The organism is Ideonella sp. (genome assembly GCF_041918995.1).
Lineage (GTDB): Bacteria > Pseudomonadota > Gammaproteobacteria > Burkholderiales > Burkholderiaceae_C > Ideonella.
Window position 1 is genome coordinate 144,150 of record NZ_JAYRUN010000006.1, and the last position, 20,526, is coordinate 164,675.

Consider the following 20,526-nt stretch of genomic DNA (forward strand, 5'->3'; position numbering starts at 1 on the left):
CGGCGGCCGTTCATCAAGTGGCGTGGTGCCGAACCGGCCCTGCGGAGGAGTGGCCGGCTTCAAGTGGCGTGCGCGGACCGGCTACGCGGGTCCGCTGCGCGAGCCCCCTCGGGGGGCAGGCCCCGCCAGGGGCCGTGGGGGCAGACAGTTACAACACCTCGAAGATGCCCGCCGCGCCCATGCCGCCGCCGATGCACATGGTGACGCACACGCGCTTGGCGCCGCGGCGCTTGCCTTCGATGAGGGCATGGCCGGTCAGGCGCTGGCCCGAGACGCCGTAGGGATGCCCCAGCGCGATGGCGCCGCCGTTCACGTTCAGCCGGTCCATGGGAATGCCCAGGCGGTCGACGCAGTACAGCACCTGCACGGCGAAGGCCTCGTTCAGCTCCCACAGGTCGATGTCGCTCACCTTCAGGCCCAGGCGGTCGAGCGCCTTGGGCACCGCGAAGACCGGGCCGATGCCCATCTCGTCGGGCTCGCAGCCTGCCACCGCGAAGCCGAGGAAGCGGCCCAGCGGCTTCAGGCCCTTGCGCTCGGCATAGGCCTCGCTCACCACCGCGCAGGCACCGGCGCCGTCGCTGAACTGGCTGGCGTTGCCGGCCGTCACCACGCCACCCGGCAGCGCCGTGCGGATGCCCTGGATGGACTCGTAGGTGGTGCCTTCGCGCAGGCCTTCGTCCACGCTCACAGTCACTTCCTTGCTGCGCAGGCCCATCACCTTGTCGGCCACGCCCGCCGTCACCGTGATCGGCACGATCTCGTCGGCGAACCTGCCGGCCGCCTGCGCCGCACAGGCCTTCTGCTGGCTCTCGGCGCCGAAGCGGTCCATGCGCTCCTTGGGGATCTGGTAGCGCTTGGCCACCTGCTCGGCCGTCTGCAGCATGGGCCAGTAGATCTCGGGCTTGTGCTCCTTGAGCCAGCTGTCCTGGAACATGTGCATGTTCATCTCCTGCTGCACGCAGGAGATGCTCTCCACGCCGCCGGCCACGTACACATCGCCCTCGCCGGCGATGATGCGCTGCGCCGCCAGGGCGATGGTCTGCAGGCCGCTGGAGCAGAAGCGGTTGACGGTCATGCCGGCCACGCCGATGGGCAGGCCGGCGCGCAGCGCCGCCTGGCGGGCGATGTTCCAGCCGGTGGCGCCCTCGGGGTTGGCACAGCCGAGGATGACGTCCTCGACGGCACCGGGGTCGATGCCGGCGCGCTGCACGGCGGCAGCCACCACATGGCCGCCGAGCGTGGCGCCATGGGTCATGTTGAAGGCGCCCTTCCAGCTCTTGGCCAGGGGCGTGCGGGCGGTGGAGACGATGACGGCTCGGCTCATGACGGAATCCTCGTGTTCGGTGCGTGGGGTGACGTGCGGTGTCGCTGGTGGCGCGGGGCGTGCGGGTTGGCCGCCGGCCTTCAGCTGAAGCTCTTGCCCTCGGCGGCCAGGCGCGCCAGCAGCGGCGCGGGCTGCCAGAAGGCGGCGTCGTCGTTCGGGTTGCGCGCAAAGCGCTTCATCGCCTGCACCACGTTGTACAGGCCCACCGTGTCCGCGTAGCACATCGGGCCGCCGCGGTGCAGCGGGAAGCCGTAGCCCGTGAGGTACACCATGTCGATGTCGGACGCACGCAGGGCGATGCCCTCCTCGAGCAGGCGGGCCCCTTCGTTCACCAGCGCGAAGACCAGGCGCTGCACGATCTCCTCGTCGCTGACCTGGCGCGGGGTGATGCCCATGGTCTGGCGGTGGTCCTCGATCATCTGCTCGACCACCGCCGAGGGGATCGCATCGCGCTTGCCGGCCTGGTAGTCGTACCAGCCGGCCCCCGTCTTCTGCCCGAAGCGGCCCATCTCGCAGAGCAGGTCGGCGGTCTTGGAGTAGCGCAGCTCGGGCTTCTCCACATAACGGCGCTTGCGGATGTACCAGCCCACGTCGTTGCCGGCCAGGTCGCCCATGCGGAACGGGCCCATGGCGAAGCCGAACTTCTCCACCGCGCGGTCCACCTGCTGCGGCGTGCAGCCCTCTTCCAGCAGGAAGCCGGCCTGGCGGCTGTACTGCTCGATCATGCGGTTGCCGATGAAGCCGTCGCACACGCCCGCCACCACGCAGGTCTTGCGGATCTTCTTGCCCAGCGCCATGACCGTGGCGAGCACGTCCTTGGCGGTCTGCTCGCCGCGCACCACCTCCAGCAGCTTCATCACGTTGGCGGGGCTGAAGAAGTGGGTGCCGATCACGTCCTGCGGGCGCTTGGTGAACGCGGCGATCCTGTTCACGTCCAGCGTCGACGTGTTGGTGGCCAGGATGGCCCCGGGCTTCATCACGGCGTCGAGCTTCTCGAACACCGCCTTCTTCACCTCCATGTCCTCGAACACGGCCTCGATCACCATGTCGGCATCGCCGATCGCGGCGTAGTCGAGCGTGGTGCCGAGCAGGGCCATGTTGGCCTCGAACTTCTCGGGCTTGAGCTTGCCCTTCTTGACCTGGGCCTCGTAGTTCTTGCGGATGGTGGCGACACCGCGCTCCAGTGCCTCCGGCTTCATCTCGAGCATCACCACCGGGATGCCGGCGGTGAGGAAGTTCATGGCGATGCCGCCGCCCATGGTGCCGGCGCCGATGATGGCGATCTTCTTCACCTCACGCAGCGGCGTGTCCTCCGGCACATCGGGGATCTTGCTCGCGGCGCGCTCGGCGAAGAAGGCGTGGCGCAGGGCCTTGCACTCGGGCGTGAACATCAGCGCGGTGAAGATCTCGCGCTCGAAAACCATGCCGTCGTCGAACTTCTTGGTCATCGCCGCTTCAACCGCGTCCACGCACTTGGCGGGCGCGGGGAAGTGCTTGGACATCGCCTTCACGGTGTTGCGCGCGAACTGGACGTAGGCGTCGGGGTTCGGATGCGTCACCTTCAGGTGGCGCACCAGCGGCAGCGGGCGCTTGTCGGCCACCTCGGTGGCGAAGGCGATCGCACCCGCCAGCAGGTCACCGTCGATGAGCTTGTCGAACAGCTTCTGGCCAGGCAGCGACGCGAGCAGCTCGCTCTTGACCGGCTCGCCGCTGACAATCATGTTGAGCGCGGTCTCCAGGCCCAGCACACGCGGCAGGCGCTGCGTGCCGCCCGCGCCCGGGATGAGGCCGATCTTCACCTCCGGCAGCGCCACGTTGGCGCCCGGTGCGGCCACGCGGTAGTGGCAGCCGAGCGCCAGCTCCAGGCCGCCGCCCATGCACACGCTGTGCACGGCGGCCACCACCGGCTTGCTGCACAGCTCCACCAGGCGAATGAGCGACAGCAGGTTGGGCTCGGCCAGCGCCTTGGGCGAGCCGAACTCCTTGATGTCGGCGCCGCCCGAGAACGCCTTGCCGGCGCCCGTGATGACGATGGCCCGGACGCTGTCGTCGGCCTGCGCCTTCTCCAGCCCCTCGGCCACGGCGCTGCGGGTCGCATGACCCAGCCCGTTGACCGGCGGGTTGTTCAGCGTGATGACGGCCACCGGGCCGTGAATCTCGTAGCTGGCGCTCATGTGCGTGTCCTCGTGCTCGTGTGCGGGATGGGAAATTAGAACGGTCGTTCGATTCTAGGAAGACCGGGAGTGCCCTCAGTGTCTCTGCGGTGACAGGCGGGTGGCTAGGTGAAACCCTGAGAGCGGCCTGCCAGGCGAGGTCCCCGAGACCGGCGGTGCACGGTGGGTGCGTCGCGGCAGGGGGCACCCGGCGGCGGCTCATGGTTCCGCGGTCGGCGCTGCGCGCCGACTGCCCTGCGGTGCTCGGCCGGAAGGCGCGCTGCTCAACTCGCTGCGTTCGCTGCGCTCACTGCGCTCGGACAGTCGCCGCGAGTCAGTTGACGATGCGCGCTGGCGCGCGCTGCCTTCCGCCCTGCGCTCCTCGGCGCTGCACAAATCGCCACCGCCGGGTACCCCCTGCCGCTTGGCGAACTGCGTGCCTGTGCGACCGCTCGCACCGCGACCCGGGTGAACGAACGGGGCATGGGGGCAGGCGCCGGGGCGAATGGGAGCGCCGAGAATCGCAGGCCGCGGGTCGGCGCGCGCCAGCGCGCTTCGTGCACTGACTCGCGGCGACTGTCCGAGCGCAGCGAACGCCAGTGAGCGAAGCGAGTTGAGCCGCGCGACCCGCGGCCGAGCATCGCAGGGCATCCTCGGCCGCCAGGCCGAGGACGCGGACGTTTGAGCCCCGGCGCCTGCCCCCATGCCCCGCGGCCGCGCTCCCGCCCTTATCCTCGCCCCTTCGCCCACAAGGCCACCCGACCCATGCCGTTCCTGAACCGCGACACCCTCGCCTGCCTGCTGGCCCTCCTCGCCGCCTCCAGCGCCACCGCGCAGGTCAGCGAAGCCCCCAAGCCCGCTCCCTGGAACGTCAACCAGCCGCCCGGCGAGACGCGCACGGCGCACATCGACACGCGCACCGGCACCTGGATGAGCGTGGACGTGAGCCCCGATGGCAAGCAGGTGGTGTTCGACCTCCTGGGCGACCTGTACCTGCTGCCCATCGAGGGCGGCCGCGCCACGCCGCTCACCCACTCCATCGCCTGGGAACACCAGGCCCGCTTCTCGCCCGACGGCCGCCAGATCGCGTTCGTCAGCGACGCCGGCGGGGGCGACAACGTCTGGGTGATGGCCGCGGACGGCAGCGACGCGCGTGCTGTCACCACCGAGGACTTCCGCCTGCTGAACAACCCGGTATGGCACCCGAGCGGGCGCTACATCGCCGCTCGCAAGCACTACACCGGCACGCGCTCGGCCGGCTCCGGTGAGATCTGGCTCTACCCGCGCGAAGGCGGCGCCAAGGGCCTGGCGCTGAACGAGAAGCCCAACTGGCAGAAGGACCTGGGCGAGCCGGCCTTCTCGCCCGACGGGCGCTGGCTGTACTACTCGCGCGACACCACGCCCGGGCGCACCTTCGAATACAACAAGGACGCCCACCAGGGCATCTTCACCATCTTCCGGCAGAACCTGGACGACGGCACGGTGGAAGCCTTCGTGCAGGGCCCCGGCGGCGCCGTGCGGCCCACGCCCTCGCCCGACGGCCAGTGGCTGGCCTTCGTGCGCCGGGTGCGCAACCAGAGCACCTTGTTCGTGAAGAACCTCGCCACCGGCGAGGAGCGCGCCGCCTGGCCGCACCTGGAGCGCGACCTGCAGGAATCGTGGTCGGTGTACGGCGTGTACCCGGCGTTCGCGTGGACGCCCGATGCCCGCGAGCTGGTGCTGTGGGCCGGCGGCAGGCTGTGGCGGGTGGACCCGTTCGCCCGCGACGCGGCGCAGGCGGCGCGCGAGATCGCCTTCCACGTGCAGGACACGCGCGAGCTGCGCCCTGCCCTGCGCGTGGCGCAGGAGGTGGCGCCGGCGCGCTTCCCGGTGCGCCAGCTGCGCTCCGTGCAGGTGGCCCCGGACGGGCGCCAGGTGGTGTACTCGGCGCTCGGCTCGCTGTGGGTGCGCCCGCTGCCCGAGGGCACGCCCCGCCGGCTGACGCGCGAGGAGGGCCGCTTCGAGTTCTTCCCCAGCCTGTCGCGCGACGGCCGGCAGGTGGTCTTCGTGGCCTGGACCGACGAGCAGCTCGGCCACGTGGTGCGGCGCGACCTGGCCAGCGGGCGCGAGACCGTGCTCACGCGCACCCCGGGCAAGTACCTGGCGCCGCGCTTCTCGCCCGACGGCCGCACGGTGGTGGTCGAGAAGGTGCGCGGCGGCACGCTGACCTCGCCCTGGCATGCGCTCGACCCGGGCGTGTGGGTGCTGCCGGCCGATGGCCAGGGTGCGCCCTGGCGGCTCACGCCCGACGGCAGCGCGCCGCAGTTCGGCGCGCGCAGCGACGAGGTCTATGTCACGCGCAGCACGCTGGACAACGAGGTGGACGCGCAGCGCAAGCTCGTGCGCATCGACCTGGCCGACCGGCGCGAGACCGAGGTGGCGCGCGGTGAGCACGTGAGCGAGTACGCCGTGTCGCCGGATGGCCGCTGGCTGGGCTTCGTGGAACGCTTCCATGCCTACGTGGCGCCCCTGCCGCGCAGCGGCAAGCCGCTGGCCGTGGGGCCCCGCATGGACGCCATGCCGGTGCGCCGGCTGGACGCGGACGCCGGCCACTCGCTGCACTGGAGCGGCGACAGCCAGCGGCTGCACTTCGCGCTGGGCGACACCTTGTTCACTGCACCGGTGGGCGCCACGCCGGGCGCCTCACCGGCCGCGCCCGCGGCCACCGGCCAGACCATCGGCTTCACGCAGGCGGCGGACAAGCCCACCGGCCGCGTGGCGCTCGCCGGCGCGCGGCTCGTCACCATGCGCGGCGACGAGGTCATCGACGACGGCGTGCTGCTCGTCGAAGGCGACCGCATCCTCGCCGTGGGCCCGGCCGGCCAGGTGCCCGTGCCGGCCGGCACCCGCGTCGTCGACGTGCGCGGCACCACCATCGTGCCCGGCTTCATCGACGCGCACTGGCACGGCCCCATGGGAGACAGCGAGATCGTGCCGCAGCAGAGCTGGGTGAACCTGGCCTCGCTGGCCTTCGGCGTGACCACCGTGCACGACCCGTCCGCCCGCAACAGCGAAGTGTTCACGCAGGCCGAGCTGCAGCGGGCCGGGCGGGTCGTGGCGCCGCGCATCTTCTCCACCGGCTCGGTGCTCTACGGCGCCAAGGCCGGCATCAGCGCCGAGGTGAACAGCCTGGACGACGCGCTGGGCCACCTGCGGCGCCAGCGCGCCGAGGGCGCCATCAGCGTCAAGAGCTACCAGCTGCCGCGGCGCGAACAGCGCCAGCAGATCCTGGAGGCCGCGCGCCGCACCGGCATGATGGTGGTGCCCGAGGGCGGCTCGCTGTTCCAGCTCAACATGGGCATGGTGGTGGACGGCCACACCGGCATCGAGCACGCCCTGCCCATCGCCGAGGTGTACGACGACGTCAGGCAGCTCTGGCCGCAGACCGCCGTGGGCTACACGCCCACGCTGAACGTGGCTTACGGTGGCCTGGACGGCGAGCACTACTGGTACGCGCGCACCGACGTGTGGACCCACCCGCTGCTCACCCGCCACGTGCCGCGCAGCCTGCTCGAATCCCGCGCCGTGCGCCGGCCCACCGCGCCGGAGGAGGATTTCAACGTGCTGCGCGTGGCGCGCACCGCCACCGCCCTGCAGCGCCTGGGCGTGAAGGTGAACATCGGTGCCCACGGCCAGCGCGAGGGCCTGGGCGCCCACTGGGAAATGTGGATGCTGGCGCTGGGCGGCATGACGCCGCTGGAGGCCCTGCGCGCGGCCACGCTCAACCCGGCCCACTACCTCGGGCTGGACCGTGACCTGGGCTCGCTGGAGCCCGGCAAGCTGGCCGACCTGGTGGTGATCGAGGGCGACGTGCTGGCCGACATCCGCGCGAGCGACCGCGTGCGCCAGGTGATGCTGGGCGGGCGGCTCTACGACGCGGCCACGATGAACGAGCTGTGGCCGCGCCAGCGCACGCGCCGGCCCCACTTCTTCGAAGGCGCGGCCGGCGTCGGCATGCCGGTGGAGGCGGCCAGCCACAGCCACGCCGACGATTGAGCGGCCGGCCGGCGCGCGCGCCCGGTCCGCGCGCCGCTCAGCCGCCGCTGCGCACCAGCCGCACCGGCAGGTGCGTGGCCCTCGGCACGTCGCTGTCGGCGTCGCCCGTGAAGGCGTCCACCGCCCAGCCGAACAGCGCGGCGTCCTGCCCGCTGGACTCCGCGCTGCGGCCGGCGGCGATGTTGCCGTAGTTGTAGGGGTTCACCGAGCGCGTGTCGACACGCGCCGTCGCCGTCCACAGCGGCCCGCCCGGCGCGGCGGGAAACAGCAGGCGGGCCTGCGCCGGCTGGCGCCGCGCGAAGCTGGCCAGGCGCTGCAGCTCGGGCACGCGCGGCAGGCGCCAGTCGCCGCCCTCGGCGCGCCGGCGCTCGGCGGCCAGCTGCTGCGCGCCTGCCAGGTCCACGCGCCGCGCGGCGCCCGTGCAGCTGCGGCCGTCCCAGCGCATGCCTTCCACGCAGCGCGCCCACACCAGCCGGGCCGCCGGCTGGTGCACCACGGCGCCCTGCGCCTGCAGCAGGGCGCCGGCGGGCGCTGACGCCGCCGACGCCGCCGAGGACGCCGGGGCCGGGCGCGGCGCCGCCGCCGCCGCGGCGCACCCCAGCATCGCCAGGGCAAGCAGGCCCGCCTCCACCGCGGCGCGGCAGCATCCGACAGGGTTCAACTGGCGTCTCCCGCGGGGGTTCCCGCCTGGGTGCCGGCCGTTTCCCCCCCCAGCGACCTCAGCTCGTCGCCCGGCGCCGGCATGCAGCCATCGGCGATCGGGTCCCAGCCGCGGCGGACGACCAGCCGGTCGCCCGCGTGGCACACCTCCACCCGCCGCGCCTCGGGCCAGCGGCGGCGCACGAACGCCTCCAGGGCATCGGGCATGCTCACCCGGTACTGGCTGCGCGCGCGGTCCTCGCCCGGGTGGTCGTCCTCGTGCAGCCAGGGCACGGCCGCGGCGGCCAGGCGCAGCGGGGGAAACACGTCGAACACCATGGGCGCGTAGCCGGCCCGGCGCAGCCAATCCTGCGCCTGCCGGCGCAGCGGCGGCGCCGAGGCATGCGCGCCGGGCGGCGGCTGCAGCGGCAGTTCGCCCCAGGCCAGGCCCAGCAGCTCGGCGACCCACTGGTTGCAGTTCTGGTAGCGCAGGCCCCAGGCGTAGGCGTTGGCGCTGTAGTCGGCGGCCAGCACGGCCAGGGCGCCGGGCGCGCTGCCGGCCAGCCGGGCCAGTGGCGCGCTCGCTGCGGGGGGCAGGAACACCACCGACACATGCCGCGCTTGCCGGTCGTCCGTGCCCAGCACGAAGCCCGCCATGCCCTGGTCGAACAGGCGGGGCACGGCGGCGTCGCAGTCGAAGTACAGCTGGCGCACTGCCCAGGGCCCGCGCGGGCTGTCACGCAGGGCCAGCCCGGCGTGCGTGAAGCGCAGGCCGAGCCAGGCGAGGTTCAGGCCGGAGCGCGAGACCAGCGCCACCGGCTCGCCGGCCGCGTCGAGCTCCTGCTTCAGCCGGGCCGCCAGCTGCAGCGCCTGGTCCTGCTGCGCGGCCGTCATGGCGCTGCCGCGGTCGCAGTAGCGCAGCGTGCCGGCCGGCGCGGCGGCCGCCATGCCAGCCAGCAGCAGCGCCGCCAGCCCGTGCCGGGCCGGCGCCAGGATCGGGCCCGCCATGCCGCGCCGCCTCAGAGCGTGACGGGGTGGGCGGCGAGTTCGCGGTGCCAGGCGTCGTCCAGCGCCAGGAAGAACGGCTCGGTGCGGTCGGCGCGCGCGAAGCGGATGCCGTAGGGCTGCGGCTGGGCCCGCACCACCTGCCCCGCGGCGAGGCCCGCGGCGTCCGCCGTGGCCGCCGGCAGCACGAGGTCGAAGCCTTCGTCCTGGCCGGCCGCCGGGACGAGCGTCAGGCGGGCGTAGCCGGCCCGGCCGGCGGCCGCGGCCACGCGCGTGACGCGGTAGTTGCCCTCGGCGCGGCGCGCAGGGCGGCTGGAGCTCTCGCTGGAGCCTTCCAGCGAGTCGGAGATGCTGCCGCTGGAGGCGGTGAGGCTCTCGGAGGCCAGGGAGGACGCGGAGCTGGCGGCCTGGGCGGCCAGCGGAGCGGCCAGGGCACAGGCGCCGGCCAGCAGGAGGAATGCAAGGCGGTTCATCCGCCGGATGATGCCTGAACCGCGGGGCGCCCTGGCGCCGCTGCGCCGGCCATGCCCGCCGGCGGCCAGGCGGGCGGCTGCCCGCCCGCCGCACGCCATGCGGCGGCCCGCTCGCGGATGCGCATGCGCTCATCGTCCGACAGCGCCGCCAGATGGCGCACCTGCATGGCGGTGCGCGGGTTGGCCGCCAGCCGGGCCTCGTGCCGGTCCAGGAAATCCCAGTACAGCGTGGTGAAGGGGCAGGCGCGCTCGCCCAGCCGCTCGCCGGGCCGGAACCGGCAGCGCGCACACAGGCTGCCGCCGCTCATGCGCTCGATGTAGCGGCCGCTGGCCACGTAGGGCTTGCTGGCCATCAGGCCGCCGTCCGCCGCCTGGCTCATGCCCAGCGTGTTCGGCAGTTCCACCCACTCCACCGCGTCCACGTAGACCGCCAGGTACCAGGCATGCACGGCCTGGGGGTCGACGCCGAGCAGCAGCGCGTACAGGCCCGTCACCATCAGGCGCTGGATGTGGTGGGCATAGCCGTGGCGCAGGGTCTGGCCGATGGCGTCGGCCAGGCAGGCCATGGGCGTGTCGCCGGTCCAGTAGAAGGCCGGCAGCGGCCCGTGCGCACCCAGCGCGTTGTGCTCCAGGTAGCCGGGCATCTGCGTCCAGTAGATGCCGCGCACGTACTCGCGCCAGCCCAGCACCTGGCGGATGAAGCCCTCCGCGCTGGCCAGCGGCACCGCACCCGCACGCCAGGCCTGCTCCGCGGCCGCCACCACCTCGCGCGCCCCCAGCAGCTTCAGGTTCATGGCGGCCGACAGGTGGGCATGCCAGAGCCAGGGTTCGCCGGGCCACAGCGCGTCCTGCCAGCGGCCGAAGCCGGGCAGGCGCTGGCCGACGAAGTGGTGCAGCGCCTGACGCGCCTGGCCGCGGGTGACGGGCCAGGCGAAGTCGTCCAGGCAGCCCGGGTGGTGGGCGAAGCGCGCACGCACCTCGGCGATCACCTCGCGGGTCAGCGCATCGGGCGGGAAGCGGCTGGGCGCGGGCACCTCCGCTGGCCCGCTGCGTGGAAAGCCCGCGCGGTTGTCGGCGTCGAAGTTCCAGCGCCCGCCCGCGGGCTGGCCGCCGTCCATCAGCACCTGGTGGCGCTGGCGCATGCCCCGGTAGAAGGTCTCCATGCGCAGGGTGCGGCGGCCGCGTGCATGGGCGGCGAAGTCGCGCACGGTGCCGAAGAAGTGGCGGTCGTCCCGCAGGTCCAGCGGCAGGCCGGCCGCCTGCGCCACGCGCCGCAGCGACGCGAGCACCCGCGCATCGCCGGGCGCCGTCATCACCAGCGCGGCGGGCCGCCAGCGCTCGATGGCCGCTGCCAGCTCGCCGGCCAGGCTGCCGCGGTTGCCCGGATCGCCGAGCCGGCGGTAGTCCAGGGGCCGGCCGGCGGCCTGCACCTCGGCCGCGAAATGCCGCATCGCGGCCAGGAACAGGGCGATGCGCGGCTGGCTCGACCACACGTGGGTGGATTCCTCCGCCACCTCGGCCATCCACACGCGGTCCTGCGCCGGGTCGAAGCCGTCGAAGGCCGAGGCATCGAGATCGAGCTGGTCCCCCAGGACCAGCACCAGGTGCCTCACGCCCCCGGGCGGCCCGCGTCGCCCGCCAGCGTGGCGAGCCAGTGCTCGGCCACCGCCTGGCCGGAGCGCCAGGCGCCCTCCACGCCGCCGCCGCCGAGGTAGTCGCCGGCCACGGCCAACCCGAGGGCGTCGTCGCACCAGGGGGCCGGCTGGGCGGCGACGCTGCGCGCCGACTGGGCATACCGCCAGCGGTGCACCCAGCTGCCGCGCCAGCGCACGCCCTCGCCCAGCAGCGCCTGCACGGCGGGACGCAGCGCCGCCTCCACCGCCTCGGGCGCAGCCTCCAGCCACAAGCGGCTCCATTCGGCGGTGGCGTGCGCCACCCAGGGTGTCCATCCCGGAGGGGCCGCGCGGCCGGGCCGGGTGTCCTGGCGCAGCAGCCAGGCCAGGGGGCCGCGCGGGGGCCGGCACACGTCCCAGGCCGGCGCCTCCGGGGTGTGCTCGGCCACGCCCAGCCAGGTCCAGCAGGGCTGCAGCGCCCAGTGGCGCGCCTCGTGCGCCCAGTCGGGCCGGTGCTCCAGCAGCCACGGCGCGGCCTGCGCGGGCGGCACGGCCACCACCACGTGGGTGAAGCCGTCCACCACGCCCACCGGCGCATCCGCATGGACGGCCCATCGCCCGCCCCGGCGCACCAGCTGCACGACCTGGGCGTTCAGGTGCACCGGCACCCCGGCGCACAGCTGCGCGCACCAGCGTGTCATGCGCGGCTGCGCGAGCCAGGCCGCCTCCTGCTCCAGTGGCTGGAAGCTGTCCGGCGCCCAGCGCGGGGACCATGGCACCAGCCAGCCGGCGCCGGCGGCCTCGTCCACGGCAGCGGCGAAGCCGGGCGACCGGGCGGTGAAAAAGGGCGCACCGTGGTCGAACGCCACCTCCTGGTCGGTGCCATCCGGCCCGGGCAGCACGACGCGCCGCGTGGCCAGCCGGCCGCCCACGCCCCGCGCCTTGTCGAACAGCACCACCTCGACGTCGGCCCGGGCCAGCCGGGCCGCGCAGGCAGCCCCCGCCATGCCGGTCCCCACGACGGCCACGCGCGGGCGACTCATGAGGAAACTCCCGATGCACACATGCGACGGACTGTAGGCAAATCCGAGTCACCTGGCCCGAGAAGTGCCATTGCCCGAGCGTTTCACCGCCACATTACGAGTCAACCCGTGGTCACGTCATCCCCGTCGCTCCCCTCCCCCGACCGCCCGGTGTACCGCAGCGGTGCCGTCGCCCGCATGGTGGGCATGCCGGTCACCACCTTGCGCGTCTGGGAACGGCGCTACGGCCTGGGCGACGGCACGAGCACGGCGGCCGGCCACCGGCTCTACAGCACGGCCGATGTCCAGCGCCTGGCGACCTTGCGCCGCCTGACCCAGCTGGGCCACGCCATCGGCTCGCTGGTGCACCTGGACGCCGACGGCCTGCAGGCGGTGGCCAGCACGCATGCGAGCGCCCGTGCCGCGCAGTTGCCGCCCGGGCACCGCCCACAGGCCGGGCCGCGGCCGGCCCGTCCCGCCTGGGTGGTGGTCGGGCGCGCCCTGGCCCGGCGGCTGCAGCGGGCGGCTCCGGGCCTGCTGCCGGCCTTGGTGCTGCGCGACGCACCGGCGGACGACCCGCCGGCCCATCCTCCGGCCGACGCGCCGGCCCTGTTCCTGGCCTCGCTGGCCACCCTGCGGCACGAGGAGCTGGCCCAGCTGCAGCGGGCGGCCTCTGCCTGGGGGGCACCGCAGCTGGCGGTGGTGTACGGCTACGCCGAGCGCAGCGCGCTGGCGGCGGCCCGCGCAGCGGGGCTGTGGCTGTGCCGCCAGCCGCAGGACGACGAGGCCCTGGCGGCCTGCCTGGCGCAGTGGAACGCGGCGCTGGCCGAGGCCGAGCCGGCCGGGCTGCCTGCGGCCGCCGCCCGCGCCGAGGGGCCGGGCGGGCCGGACGCCCCGCCGCCGCGCCGCTACGACGACCTGACGCTGACGGACATCGCCGCGCTGTCACCCACCATGGCGTGCGAATGCCCGCGGCACGTGGCCGACCTGCTGATGCAGCTGTCGCACTTCGAGGCCTACAGCGGCGGGTGTGCGCAACGCGACGCGGCCGATGCGGCCGTGCACCGGGACCTGCAGCGCACCGCCGGCCTGGCGCGCGCGCTGTTCGAGGACGCGCTGGAGCGCCTCGCGGTGCACGAGGGCCTGGTGCTGCCGCGCGCCGGCGCCGGCTAGACCTCCAGCCACTCCTTGCGGATGTAGGCGTCGGCCTTCAGCGACTCGGGCGTGCCCTCGAACACGATCTGGCCATGCCCCATGACGAGGCAGCGCTCGGACACCTCCAGCGCGATGGTGAGCTTCTGCTCGACCAGCAGCACCGAGATGCCCCGGCGCTTGAGCTCGCGCAGGTAGTCGGCCACCAGCTCCACGATCTTGGGCGCCAGCCCTTCGGTGGGCTCGTCGATCATGATGAGGTCGGGGTCGCCCATCAGGGTGCGGCACAGGGTGAGCATCTGCTGCTCGCCGCCGGAGAGCACGCCCGCCTCGGTGTGCTGGCGCTCCTTCAGCCGCGGGAACATGGCGTACATGTCGTCGAAGTCCCAGCGCCCGCGGCGGCGCGCACTCTTCTGCCCGAGCAGCAGGTTCTGGTGCACCGTGAGCTTGGGGAAGATGTCGCGGTTCTCGGGCACGTAGCCCAGGCCCAGGTGGGCGATCTCGAAGGCCTTGCGGCCCACCAGCTCCTGGCCGCGCCAGCGCACCGAGCCGGTGGCGTCCACCAGGCCCATGATGGCCTTGACGGTGGTGGAGCGGCCGGAGCCGTTGCGGCCCAGCAGGCTGACGATCTCGCCCTCGCCCACGCCCATGCGCACGCCATGCAGCACGTGGCTCTTGCCGTAGTAGGCATGCAGGTTGTCCACCTGCAGCAGCGCCCCGGCCGCTGGGCCCGCAGCCGCGCTGGCGGCCTCGTGCAGCGAGGTGACGCTCATGCCTGGGCCTCCGCCGCCTGCGCATGCGCGAGCACCGAGCCGAGGTAGGCCTCCTGCACGCGCGCGTTGGACCGCACGCGGTCGGGCGTGTCGAAGGCGAGCACCTCCCCGTACACCAGCACGGCGATGCGGTCGGCCAGGCCGAACACCACGCCCATGTCGTGCTCCACCGTGAGCAGGGTGCGGCCCACGGTCACTTCGCGGATGAGCTGCACGAAGCGGCTCGTCTCGCTCTTGCTCATGCCCGCCGTCGGCTCGTCCAGCAGGATGACGCTGGAGCCGCCGGCGATGGTGAGGCCCACCTCCAGGGCCCGCTGCTCGGCGTAGGTGAGGTTCATGGCGAGGTGGTCGCGCTTGCGCTCCAGGTGGATCATCTCCAGCACCTGCTCGGTGCGCTCGTTCACGTCGCGCAGGTTGGCCAGGAACTTCCAGAATTCGTAGCGGTGGCCCATGGCCCACAGCAGGGCGCAGCGGATGTTCTCGAACACCGACAGGCGGCCGAACAGGTTGCTCACCTGGAAGCTGCGCGACAGCCCGGCGCGGTTGATCTCGAACGGCGTCATGCCCTGGATGGGCCGGCCATGCAGCAGGATGTCGCCGCGGGTGGGCCCGAAGCGGCCGCTGATGAGGTTGAACAGCGTGGACTTGCCGGCGCCGTTGGGGCCGATGATGGCCACGCGCTCGCCGGCCTGCACGGACAGGTTCACCCCGCGGATGATCTCCGTGCGGCCGAAGCTCTTGGTGACGCCGCGCAGCTCGATGGCCGGCGCCGCGCCGCTGGGCGAAGGGGATGGGTTCACATCGACTCCCGGCGCTTGATTTCCTTCTCGATCTCCGACTGCGCCTCGCCCCATTCGTGGACGAAACGCCGGCGGGCCAGCTCGAACAGCACCAGGCCGGTGGCCGCGACGAACGCAATGCCCACCCAGGTGTCGGTGTGCTGCAGGTCGAGCACGGTGCCGAAGAACTTCACGCCCCCCTCGCCGGAGCTGTCGAGCTGCAGCTGGTAGACGATCTCCACCACCGCCGCCAGCGCCGCCAGCAGCACCGCCCCCGCGCCGCCGAGCGCCAGGTAGGCCGTCCACAGCCGGCCCAGCCGGCCGAAGGCCGCCACGTGCAGGTTCATCATGATGAGGCTGGCCACGCCGCCCGGCGCGTACATCACCATGAACAGGAAGACGAAGCCCAGGTAGATCTGCCAGGCCGGCGTGATCTCGGACAGCAGCACCGAGGACAGCACCAGCAGCACCGCGCCGATGATCGGCCCGAAGAAGAAGGTGGCGCCGCCGAGGAAGGTGAACAGCAGGTAGCCGCCCGAGCGGATGGCGCTGACCGTCTCGGCCGTGACGATCTCGAAGTTGATCGCCACGAACGAGCCGCCGATGCCCGCGAAGAAGCCCGCGATCATGAAGGCCAGGTAGCGCACCTTGCGCGTGTCGTAGCCGATGAACTCCACACGCTCCGGGTTGTCGCGCACGGCGTTGAGCATGCGGCCCAGCGGCGTGCGCGTGAAGGCGAACATGGCCGCCGTGCACACGAAGCAGTAGAACGCGATCAGGTAGTACACCTGGATCGACGGCCCGAAGGTCCAGCCGAAGAGCTGGGTGTCGTAGACCCGGTTGGCGCTGATGCCGCCCTCGCCGCCGAAGAACTCGGGGAACATCAGCGACATGGCCGCCACCAGCTCGCCCACACCCAGCGTGATCATGGCGAAGGGCGTGCCGGCCTTCTTGGTGGACGGGTAGCCCAGCAGCGCCGCCACGCCCAGGCCGGCGAGGCCGCCCACCAGCGGGATCAGCGGCAGCGGGATGGGCAGCGAGCCCGCGCTGGCGAGGTTCATCGCGTGCACGGCGAAGAACGCCCCCAGCCCCGTGTACACCGCATGGCCGAAGCTCAGCATGCCGCCCTGGCCGAGCAGCAGGTTGTAGCTGAGGCAGATGATGACCATGTAGCCGATCTGCGAGAGCAGCGTCAGCGACAGGCCGCTGGTGAACAGCCTGGGCGCCACGGCCAGCAGCAGGGCGAAGCCGCCCCACACGAGCCACCGGCCGACGTCGTGGGGCTTCCACTCGTAGGTGGCGCGCGCCGGCGGCGCGGCGGGGGCGGCCCGGCCGCCGAGCGCGCCCGCGGGTTGGTCAGACAGGGTCTTCATGGAATCAACCTTCGCGCGTGCCCATGAGGCCGCGCGGGCGGAACACCAGCATCAGCACCAGCAGGAGGAACGGCAGGATGGGCGCCACCTGCGAGATCTTGAGCTTGAGCAGGGCGTAGCCGAAGGTGCCTGCATCCGCGGGCGTGCCCATCCAGGCCAGCAGGTCGAGCGCCGAGTGGTCGAGCGCCACCGCCAGGCTCTGCAGCACGCCAATCAGCAGCGAGGCCAGGAAGGCCCCCGCCAGCGAGCCCATGCCGCCGACCACCACCACCACGAACACGATGGCGCCCACCGCGGCGGCCATGCCCGGCTCGGTGACGTAGGTGTTGCCGCCGATCACGCCGGCCAGCCCGGCCAGCGCCGCGCCGCCGCCGAAGACCAGCATGAACACGCGGGGCACGTTGTGGCCCAGGGCCTCCACCATGTCCGGGTGCGTCAGGGCCGCCTGGATCACCAGGCCCACCCGGGTGCGCGTGAGCAGCAGCCACAGGCCCAGCAGCATGAGCAGCGCCATCAGCATGATGAAGCCGCGCGAGCGCGGGAACTGCGTGCCGAACAGGGTGAACAGCGGCCCCTCCAGCTGGGCCGGCAGCGCGTAGGGCACGGCCGCGCGCCCCCACACCAGCTGCACCAGCTCGAGGATGACGAAGCTCAGGCCGAAGGTGATGAGCAGCTCCGGCACATGGCCGAACTTGTGCACGCGGCGCAGCGCGAAACGCTCGAACAGCGCCCCCAGCACGCCCACCGCCAGCGGCGCCAGCACCAGCGCCGGCCAGAAGCCCACCCAGCGCGAGAAGGTGTAGCCCAGGTAGGCGCCCACCATGTAGAAGCTGGCGTGCGCGAAGTTGAGCACGCCCATCATGCTGAAGATGAGCGTCAGGCCGGAGCTGAGCATGAACAGCAGCAGCCCGTAGCTGATGCCGTTGAGCAGCGAGATGGTGAGCGCCTCGAGCGTCATGGGGGCAGGCGGAAGGAGGAGGAAGGGGCCGCGCGGGGCGGAAAAAAGGGCCCGTTCGCCAGCGGCGTGCGGGCCCTTCGGCGTGCCGGCAGCGGCGCAGCGACCGTCAGGACGGGCGCTTCATCTGGCAGGACGTGGGCGTGCTGGACACGTACGAGGGGTACATCTTGGTCAGCGCGAAGGTGTTGCCCGTGTCCTCCACGTTGTACGGGTTCTTCGCGTCGGTCTTCTGCCAGGTGGCGAAGAACAGCGGCTGCTGCAGCTGGTGGTCGGCCGCGCGCATGGTGACCTCGCCGGCGTAGCTGCGCACGGTGAGCCCTTCCATGGCCCGCGCCACCTTCACCGGATCGGTGGACTTCGCCTTGGCGATGGCCGCGTCCAGCACCGCGAACACGTGCAGCACGGTGGACGTGGAGAAGTCCTGCTTGTACTTGGCCTTGAAGGCGTCGCGGAAGGCGGTGTAGTCGCCCGGCAGGTTGCTGTACGAGCCGTACATGCTGGTGATCTTGCCCGACAGCGCGTTGCCGATGGCGGTGGGCGTGCCCTGGGCGCCCGCGTAGTAGGTGTACCACTTGGCGTCCAGGCCGGCGTCCTTGGCGGCCTTGATCAGCAGCGACAGGTCCTGGCCCCAGTTGCCGGTGACCACCGTGTCGGCGCCGCTCTGCTTGATCTTGGCGATGTAGGGCGCGAAGTCCTTCACCTGGCCGATCGGGTGCAGTTCGTCGCCCACCACCTGGACGTTGGGCGCCTTGCGCTTGATGATTTCCTTCGTGTACTGCGCCACCTGGTGGCCGTGGGCGTAGTTCTGGCCGATCACGTACACCTTCTTGACCGACGGATCCTCGGTCATGGCGGTGACCATGGCCTCCATCTTCATGGAAGTGTCGGCGTCGAAGCGGAAGTGCCAGAAGCTGCACTTGGCGTTGGTCAGCTCGGGGTCGACGGCGGCGTAGTTGAAGAACACCACCTCCTTGCCCGGGTTGCGCTCGTTGTGCTTGTTGATCGCGTCGATCAGGGCCGCCGCGGCGCCGGAGCCGTTGCCCTGGGCCACGTAGCGGTAGCCCTGGTCGATGGCGGCCTTCAGCACGTTCAGCGTCTCCTGGGGGGACGCCTTGTTGTCGAACGCGGTCACCTCGTACTTCACGCCGGTCTTCGCGCTGGAGCGCTCGGCGGCCAGCTGGAAGGTGCGCAGGATGTTCTGCCCGATGTTGGCGAACGGCCCCGACTGCGGGTCGATGAAGGCGATCTTCACCGTCTCGCCCGCCTGGGCGAAGGCCAGGCCGCCGTGCAGCAGCAGGGCGGCGCCCATCGTCAGGCTCGTCAGGGTCCAGGAACGACGCGTTGCCATGGGGAGTCTCCTTGTGTGCGGTGCAGCGTGGCCGCACGGTAGCGGCGAATCGCATCAGGCGGCTTCAGGAGTTCCCCGAACCGCCCTGTCGCGGGCGGGACAGGCGCCTTCAGGCGGCCGGCAGCTGGTGGTCCTTGAACTGGTCGCGCAGCTTGAGCTTCTGCACCTTGCCGGTGGCCGTGTGCGGGATCTCCGGCACGAACACCACGTCGTCGGGCACCTGCCACTTGGCGATCTTGCCCTCGAAGAAGCCCAGCACGTCCTCTCGCGTGAGCGTGACGCCCGGCTTGAGCACCACCACCAGCAGGGGCCGCTCGTCCCACTTGGGGTGCCGGCACGCGATGGCGGCGGCTTCGTGGATGCCGGGATGCGCCATGGCGATGTTCTCCAGGTCGATGGAGCTGATCCATTCGCCGCCGGACTTGATCACGTCCTTGCTGCGGTCGGTGATCTGCATGAAGCCGTCGGCGTCGATCGTGGCCACGTCGCCGGTGGGGAACCAGCCGGGCTCGCCGTCCACGCTGACCAGGGGGGATTCCGGCCGGCCGAAGTAGCTGCCGATCACCCACGGGCCGCGCACCACGAGGTTGCCGGAGGCTTGGCCGTCCCAGGGCAGGGACCGCCCGGCGTCGTCGATGATGGCCATGTCGATGCCGTAGATGACCCGCCCCTGCTTTTCCAGCAGGCGCTGCTGCGCGTCGTGCGGCAGGCTGTCGTGCTTGCTCTTGAGCTTGGACAGGGTGCCCAGCGGGCTCAGCTCGGTCATGCCCCAGGCGTGGATGACCTCCACGCCGAAGTCCTCCTGCAGCGTCTTCATCATCGCGGGCGGGCAGGCCGAGCCGCCGATCACCGTGCGCTTGAAGCTGCTGAACTTGAGCCCCTGCGCCTTCATGTGGGTGATCAGGCCCAGCCAGACGGTGGGCACGCCGGCCGAGAAGGTCACCTGCTCCGCCTCGAACAGCTCGTACAGCGACTTGCCGTCCAGGTGCGGGCCGGGGAACACCAGCTTCGCCCCCACCAGGGCGCCGGAATAGGGCAGGCCCCAGGCGTTGACGTGGAACATGGGCACCACCGGCAGGATCACGTCGCGGGCCGAGCAGTCCATGGCGTCGGGCAGCGCCGAGCCATAGGCGTGCAGCACGGTGGAGCGGTGGCTGTACACGGCGCCCTTGGGGTGGCCCGTGGTGCCGGACGTGTAGCAGATGCTGGACGCGCTGTTCTCGTCGAGCACCGGCCAGTCGTAGGCGCCGTCCTCGGCGTCCACCAGCTCCTCGTAGCACAGCAGGCCGGGGATGGCGGTCTGCGCCGGCATGTGCGCGCGGTCGCTCATCAGCACGAAGTGCCGCACCGAGCCCATCGCCGGTGCCAGCTTCTCGATCAGCGGCAGGAAGGTCAGGTCGAAGAAGAGCACCTGGTCCTGCGCGTCGTTGGCGATCCAGGCGATCTGCTCCGGGAACAGCCGCGGGTTGATGGTGTGCAGCACCAGGCCCGAGCCGGAGGCGCCGTAGTACAGCTCCAGGTGGCGGTAGCCGTTCCAGGCCAGCGTGCCGACCCGGTCGCCCAGGCCGCAGCCCAGCCGGGCCAGGGCCTGCGCCACCTGGCGCGAGCGCTTCTCCACCTGCGCCCAGGTGGTCCGGTGCACGTCGCCCTCGACGCGCTTGGACACGATCTCGGTGTCGGCGCTGTGGCGGGCGGCATGGCGGATCAGCGACGAGATCAGCAGCGGCATGTGCATCATCTGGCCGGCCAGAGCGGTCATGGGGTGTCTCCTGCAGGTTAAAAGGTCGACCCGCATCTTAGAACCGGCCGCGGCGGTGTCTGTCCCGACCGCGTCAAGGCGCCGCAGGGTCGGCCCGCGGCGGCCACAAGACCCCGCCGC

General features: G+C 72.3%; 15 protein-coding genes. 2 read left to right on the forward strand and 13 right to left on the reverse strand.

From position 1 onward, the window contains the following. Positions 1-148 precede the first annotated feature (148 nt). Together ACE3UN_RS07420 and ACE3UN_RS07425 are read right to left on the reverse strand one after the other, a co-directional pair. The gene (locus tag ACE3UN_RS07420; protein ID WP_374674281.1) at positions 149-1,324 is read right to left on the reverse strand and encodes an acetyl-CoA C-acyltransferase; all 1,176 of its coding nucleotides are present in this window, start codon (positions 1,322-1,324) and stop codon (positions 149-151) included. Between the two features lie 80 nt (positions 1,325-1,404). Continuing rightward, positions 1,405-3,498: a 3-hydroxyacyl-CoA dehydrogenase NAD-binding domain-containing protein gene (locus ACE3UN_RS07425; RefSeq protein ID WP_374674282.1), complete on the reverse strand. Its 2,094-nt coding sequence runs from the start codon at positions 3,496-3,498 to the stop codon at positions 1,405-1,407. A gap of 744 nt (positions 3,499-4,242) precedes the next feature. Between ACE3UN_RS07425 and ACE3UN_RS07430 the strand changes: the two genes are divergently transcribed. Beyond that, a complete protein-coding gene (locus tag ACE3UN_RS07430) occupies positions 4,243-7,512 on the forward strand; it encodes an amidohydrolase family protein (RefSeq protein ID WP_374674283.1) in 3,270 nt (1,089 codons plus the stop codon). 37 nt (positions 7,513-7,549) lie between these two features. Here the strand turns inward: ACE3UN_RS07430 and ACE3UN_RS07435 are convergent, their stop codons facing one another. Genes ACE3UN_RS07435 through ACE3UN_RS07455 form a run of 5 tightly spaced genes read right to left on the reverse strand, consistent with a single transcriptional unit; the run spans position 7,550 to position 12,285 of the window. Beyond that, positions 7,550-8,173, reverse strand: coding sequence for a DUF1566 domain-containing protein (locus ACE3UN_RS07435; protein ID WP_374674284.1), 624 nt, complete (start codon positions 8,171-8,173; stop codon positions 7,550-7,552). Next, positions 8,170-9,159, reverse strand: coding sequence for a DUF2145 domain-containing protein (locus tag ACE3UN_RS07440; RefSeq protein WP_374674285.1), 990 nt, complete (start codon positions 9,157-9,159; stop codon positions 8,170-8,172). Before ACE3UN_RS07440 ends, ACE3UN_RS07435 begins: the two co-directional genes overlap by 4 nt. A gap of 11 nt (positions 9,160-9,170) precedes the next feature. Then, entirely contained in the window at positions 9,171-9,629 is a 459-nt protein-coding gene (locus tag ACE3UN_RS07445) for a hypothetical protein (protein WP_374674286.1), read from the reverse strand. Continuing rightward, positions 9,626-11,230 (reverse strand): cryptochrome/photolyase family protein, encoded by a 1,605-nt coding sequence (locus tag ACE3UN_RS07450; RefSeq protein ID WP_374674287.1) that lies wholly within the window; start codon positions 11,228-11,230, stop codon positions 9,626-9,628. The genes ACE3UN_RS07445 and ACE3UN_RS07450 overlap by 4 nt, the downstream gene beginning before the upstream one ends. An 8-nt stretch (positions 11,231-11,238) precedes the next feature. Beyond that, positions 11,239-12,285: an NAD(P)/FAD-dependent oxidoreductase gene (locus ACE3UN_RS07455; RefSeq protein WP_374674288.1), complete on the reverse strand. Its 1,047-nt coding sequence runs from the start codon at positions 12,283-12,285 to the stop codon at positions 11,239-11,241. A 108-nt stretch (positions 12,286-12,393) separates the two neighbouring features. On the opposite strand from ACE3UN_RS07455, the gene ACE3UN_RS07460 reads away from it, so the two are divergent. Continuing rightward, positions 12,394-13,437, forward strand: a complete 1,044-nt coding sequence (locus ACE3UN_RS07460) for a MerR family transcriptional regulator (RefSeq protein ID WP_374674289.1) — start codon at positions 12,394-12,396, stop codon at positions 13,435-13,437. Here ACE3UN_RS07460 and ACE3UN_RS07465 read toward each other — a convergent pair. The 6 genes from ACE3UN_RS07465 to ACE3UN_RS07490 all read right to left on the reverse strand — a co-directional run bounded on the left by ACE3UN_RS07465 (position 13,434) and on the right by ACE3UN_RS07490 (position 20,406). Further along, positions 13,434-14,129, reverse strand: a complete 696-nt coding sequence (locus ACE3UN_RS07465; protein WP_374674351.1) for an ABC transporter ATP-binding protein — start codon at positions 14,127-14,129, stop codon at positions 13,434-13,436. The two genes, ACE3UN_RS07460 and ACE3UN_RS07465, sit on opposite strands and share 4 nt — an antisense overlap. 56 nt (positions 14,130-14,185) lie before the next feature. Then, entirely contained in the window at positions 14,186-14,989 is an 804-nt protein-coding gene (locus ACE3UN_RS07470) for an ABC transporter ATP-binding protein (protein ID WP_374674290.1), read from the reverse strand. Next, on the reverse strand, positions 14,986-16,341 hold the full coding sequence (locus ACE3UN_RS07475; protein ID WP_374674291.1) for a branched-chain amino acid ABC transporter permease: 1,356 nt from the start codon (positions 16,339-16,341) through the stop codon (positions 14,986-14,988). Before ACE3UN_RS07475 ends, ACE3UN_RS07470 begins: the two co-directional genes overlap by 4 nt. A 4-nt stretch (positions 16,342-16,345) precedes the next feature. Further along, a complete protein-coding gene (locus ACE3UN_RS07480) occupies positions 16,346-17,299 on the reverse strand; it encodes a branched-chain amino acid ABC transporter permease (RefSeq protein ID WP_374674292.1) in 954 nt (317 codons plus the stop codon). 106 nt (positions 17,300-17,405) lie between these two features. Next, positions 17,406-18,647: a branched-chain amino acid ABC transporter substrate-binding protein gene (locus ACE3UN_RS07485; RefSeq protein WP_374674293.1), complete on the reverse strand. Its 1,242-nt coding sequence runs from the start codon at positions 18,645-18,647 to the stop codon at positions 17,406-17,408. Positions 18,648-18,756: 109 nt separating this feature from the next. Next, positions 18,757-20,406 (reverse strand): 3-(methylthio)propionyl-CoA ligase, encoded by a 1,650-nt coding sequence (locus ACE3UN_RS07490; protein WP_374674294.1) that lies wholly within the window; start codon positions 20,404-20,406, stop codon positions 18,757-18,759. Positions 20,407-20,526: the final 120 nt, after the last annotated feature.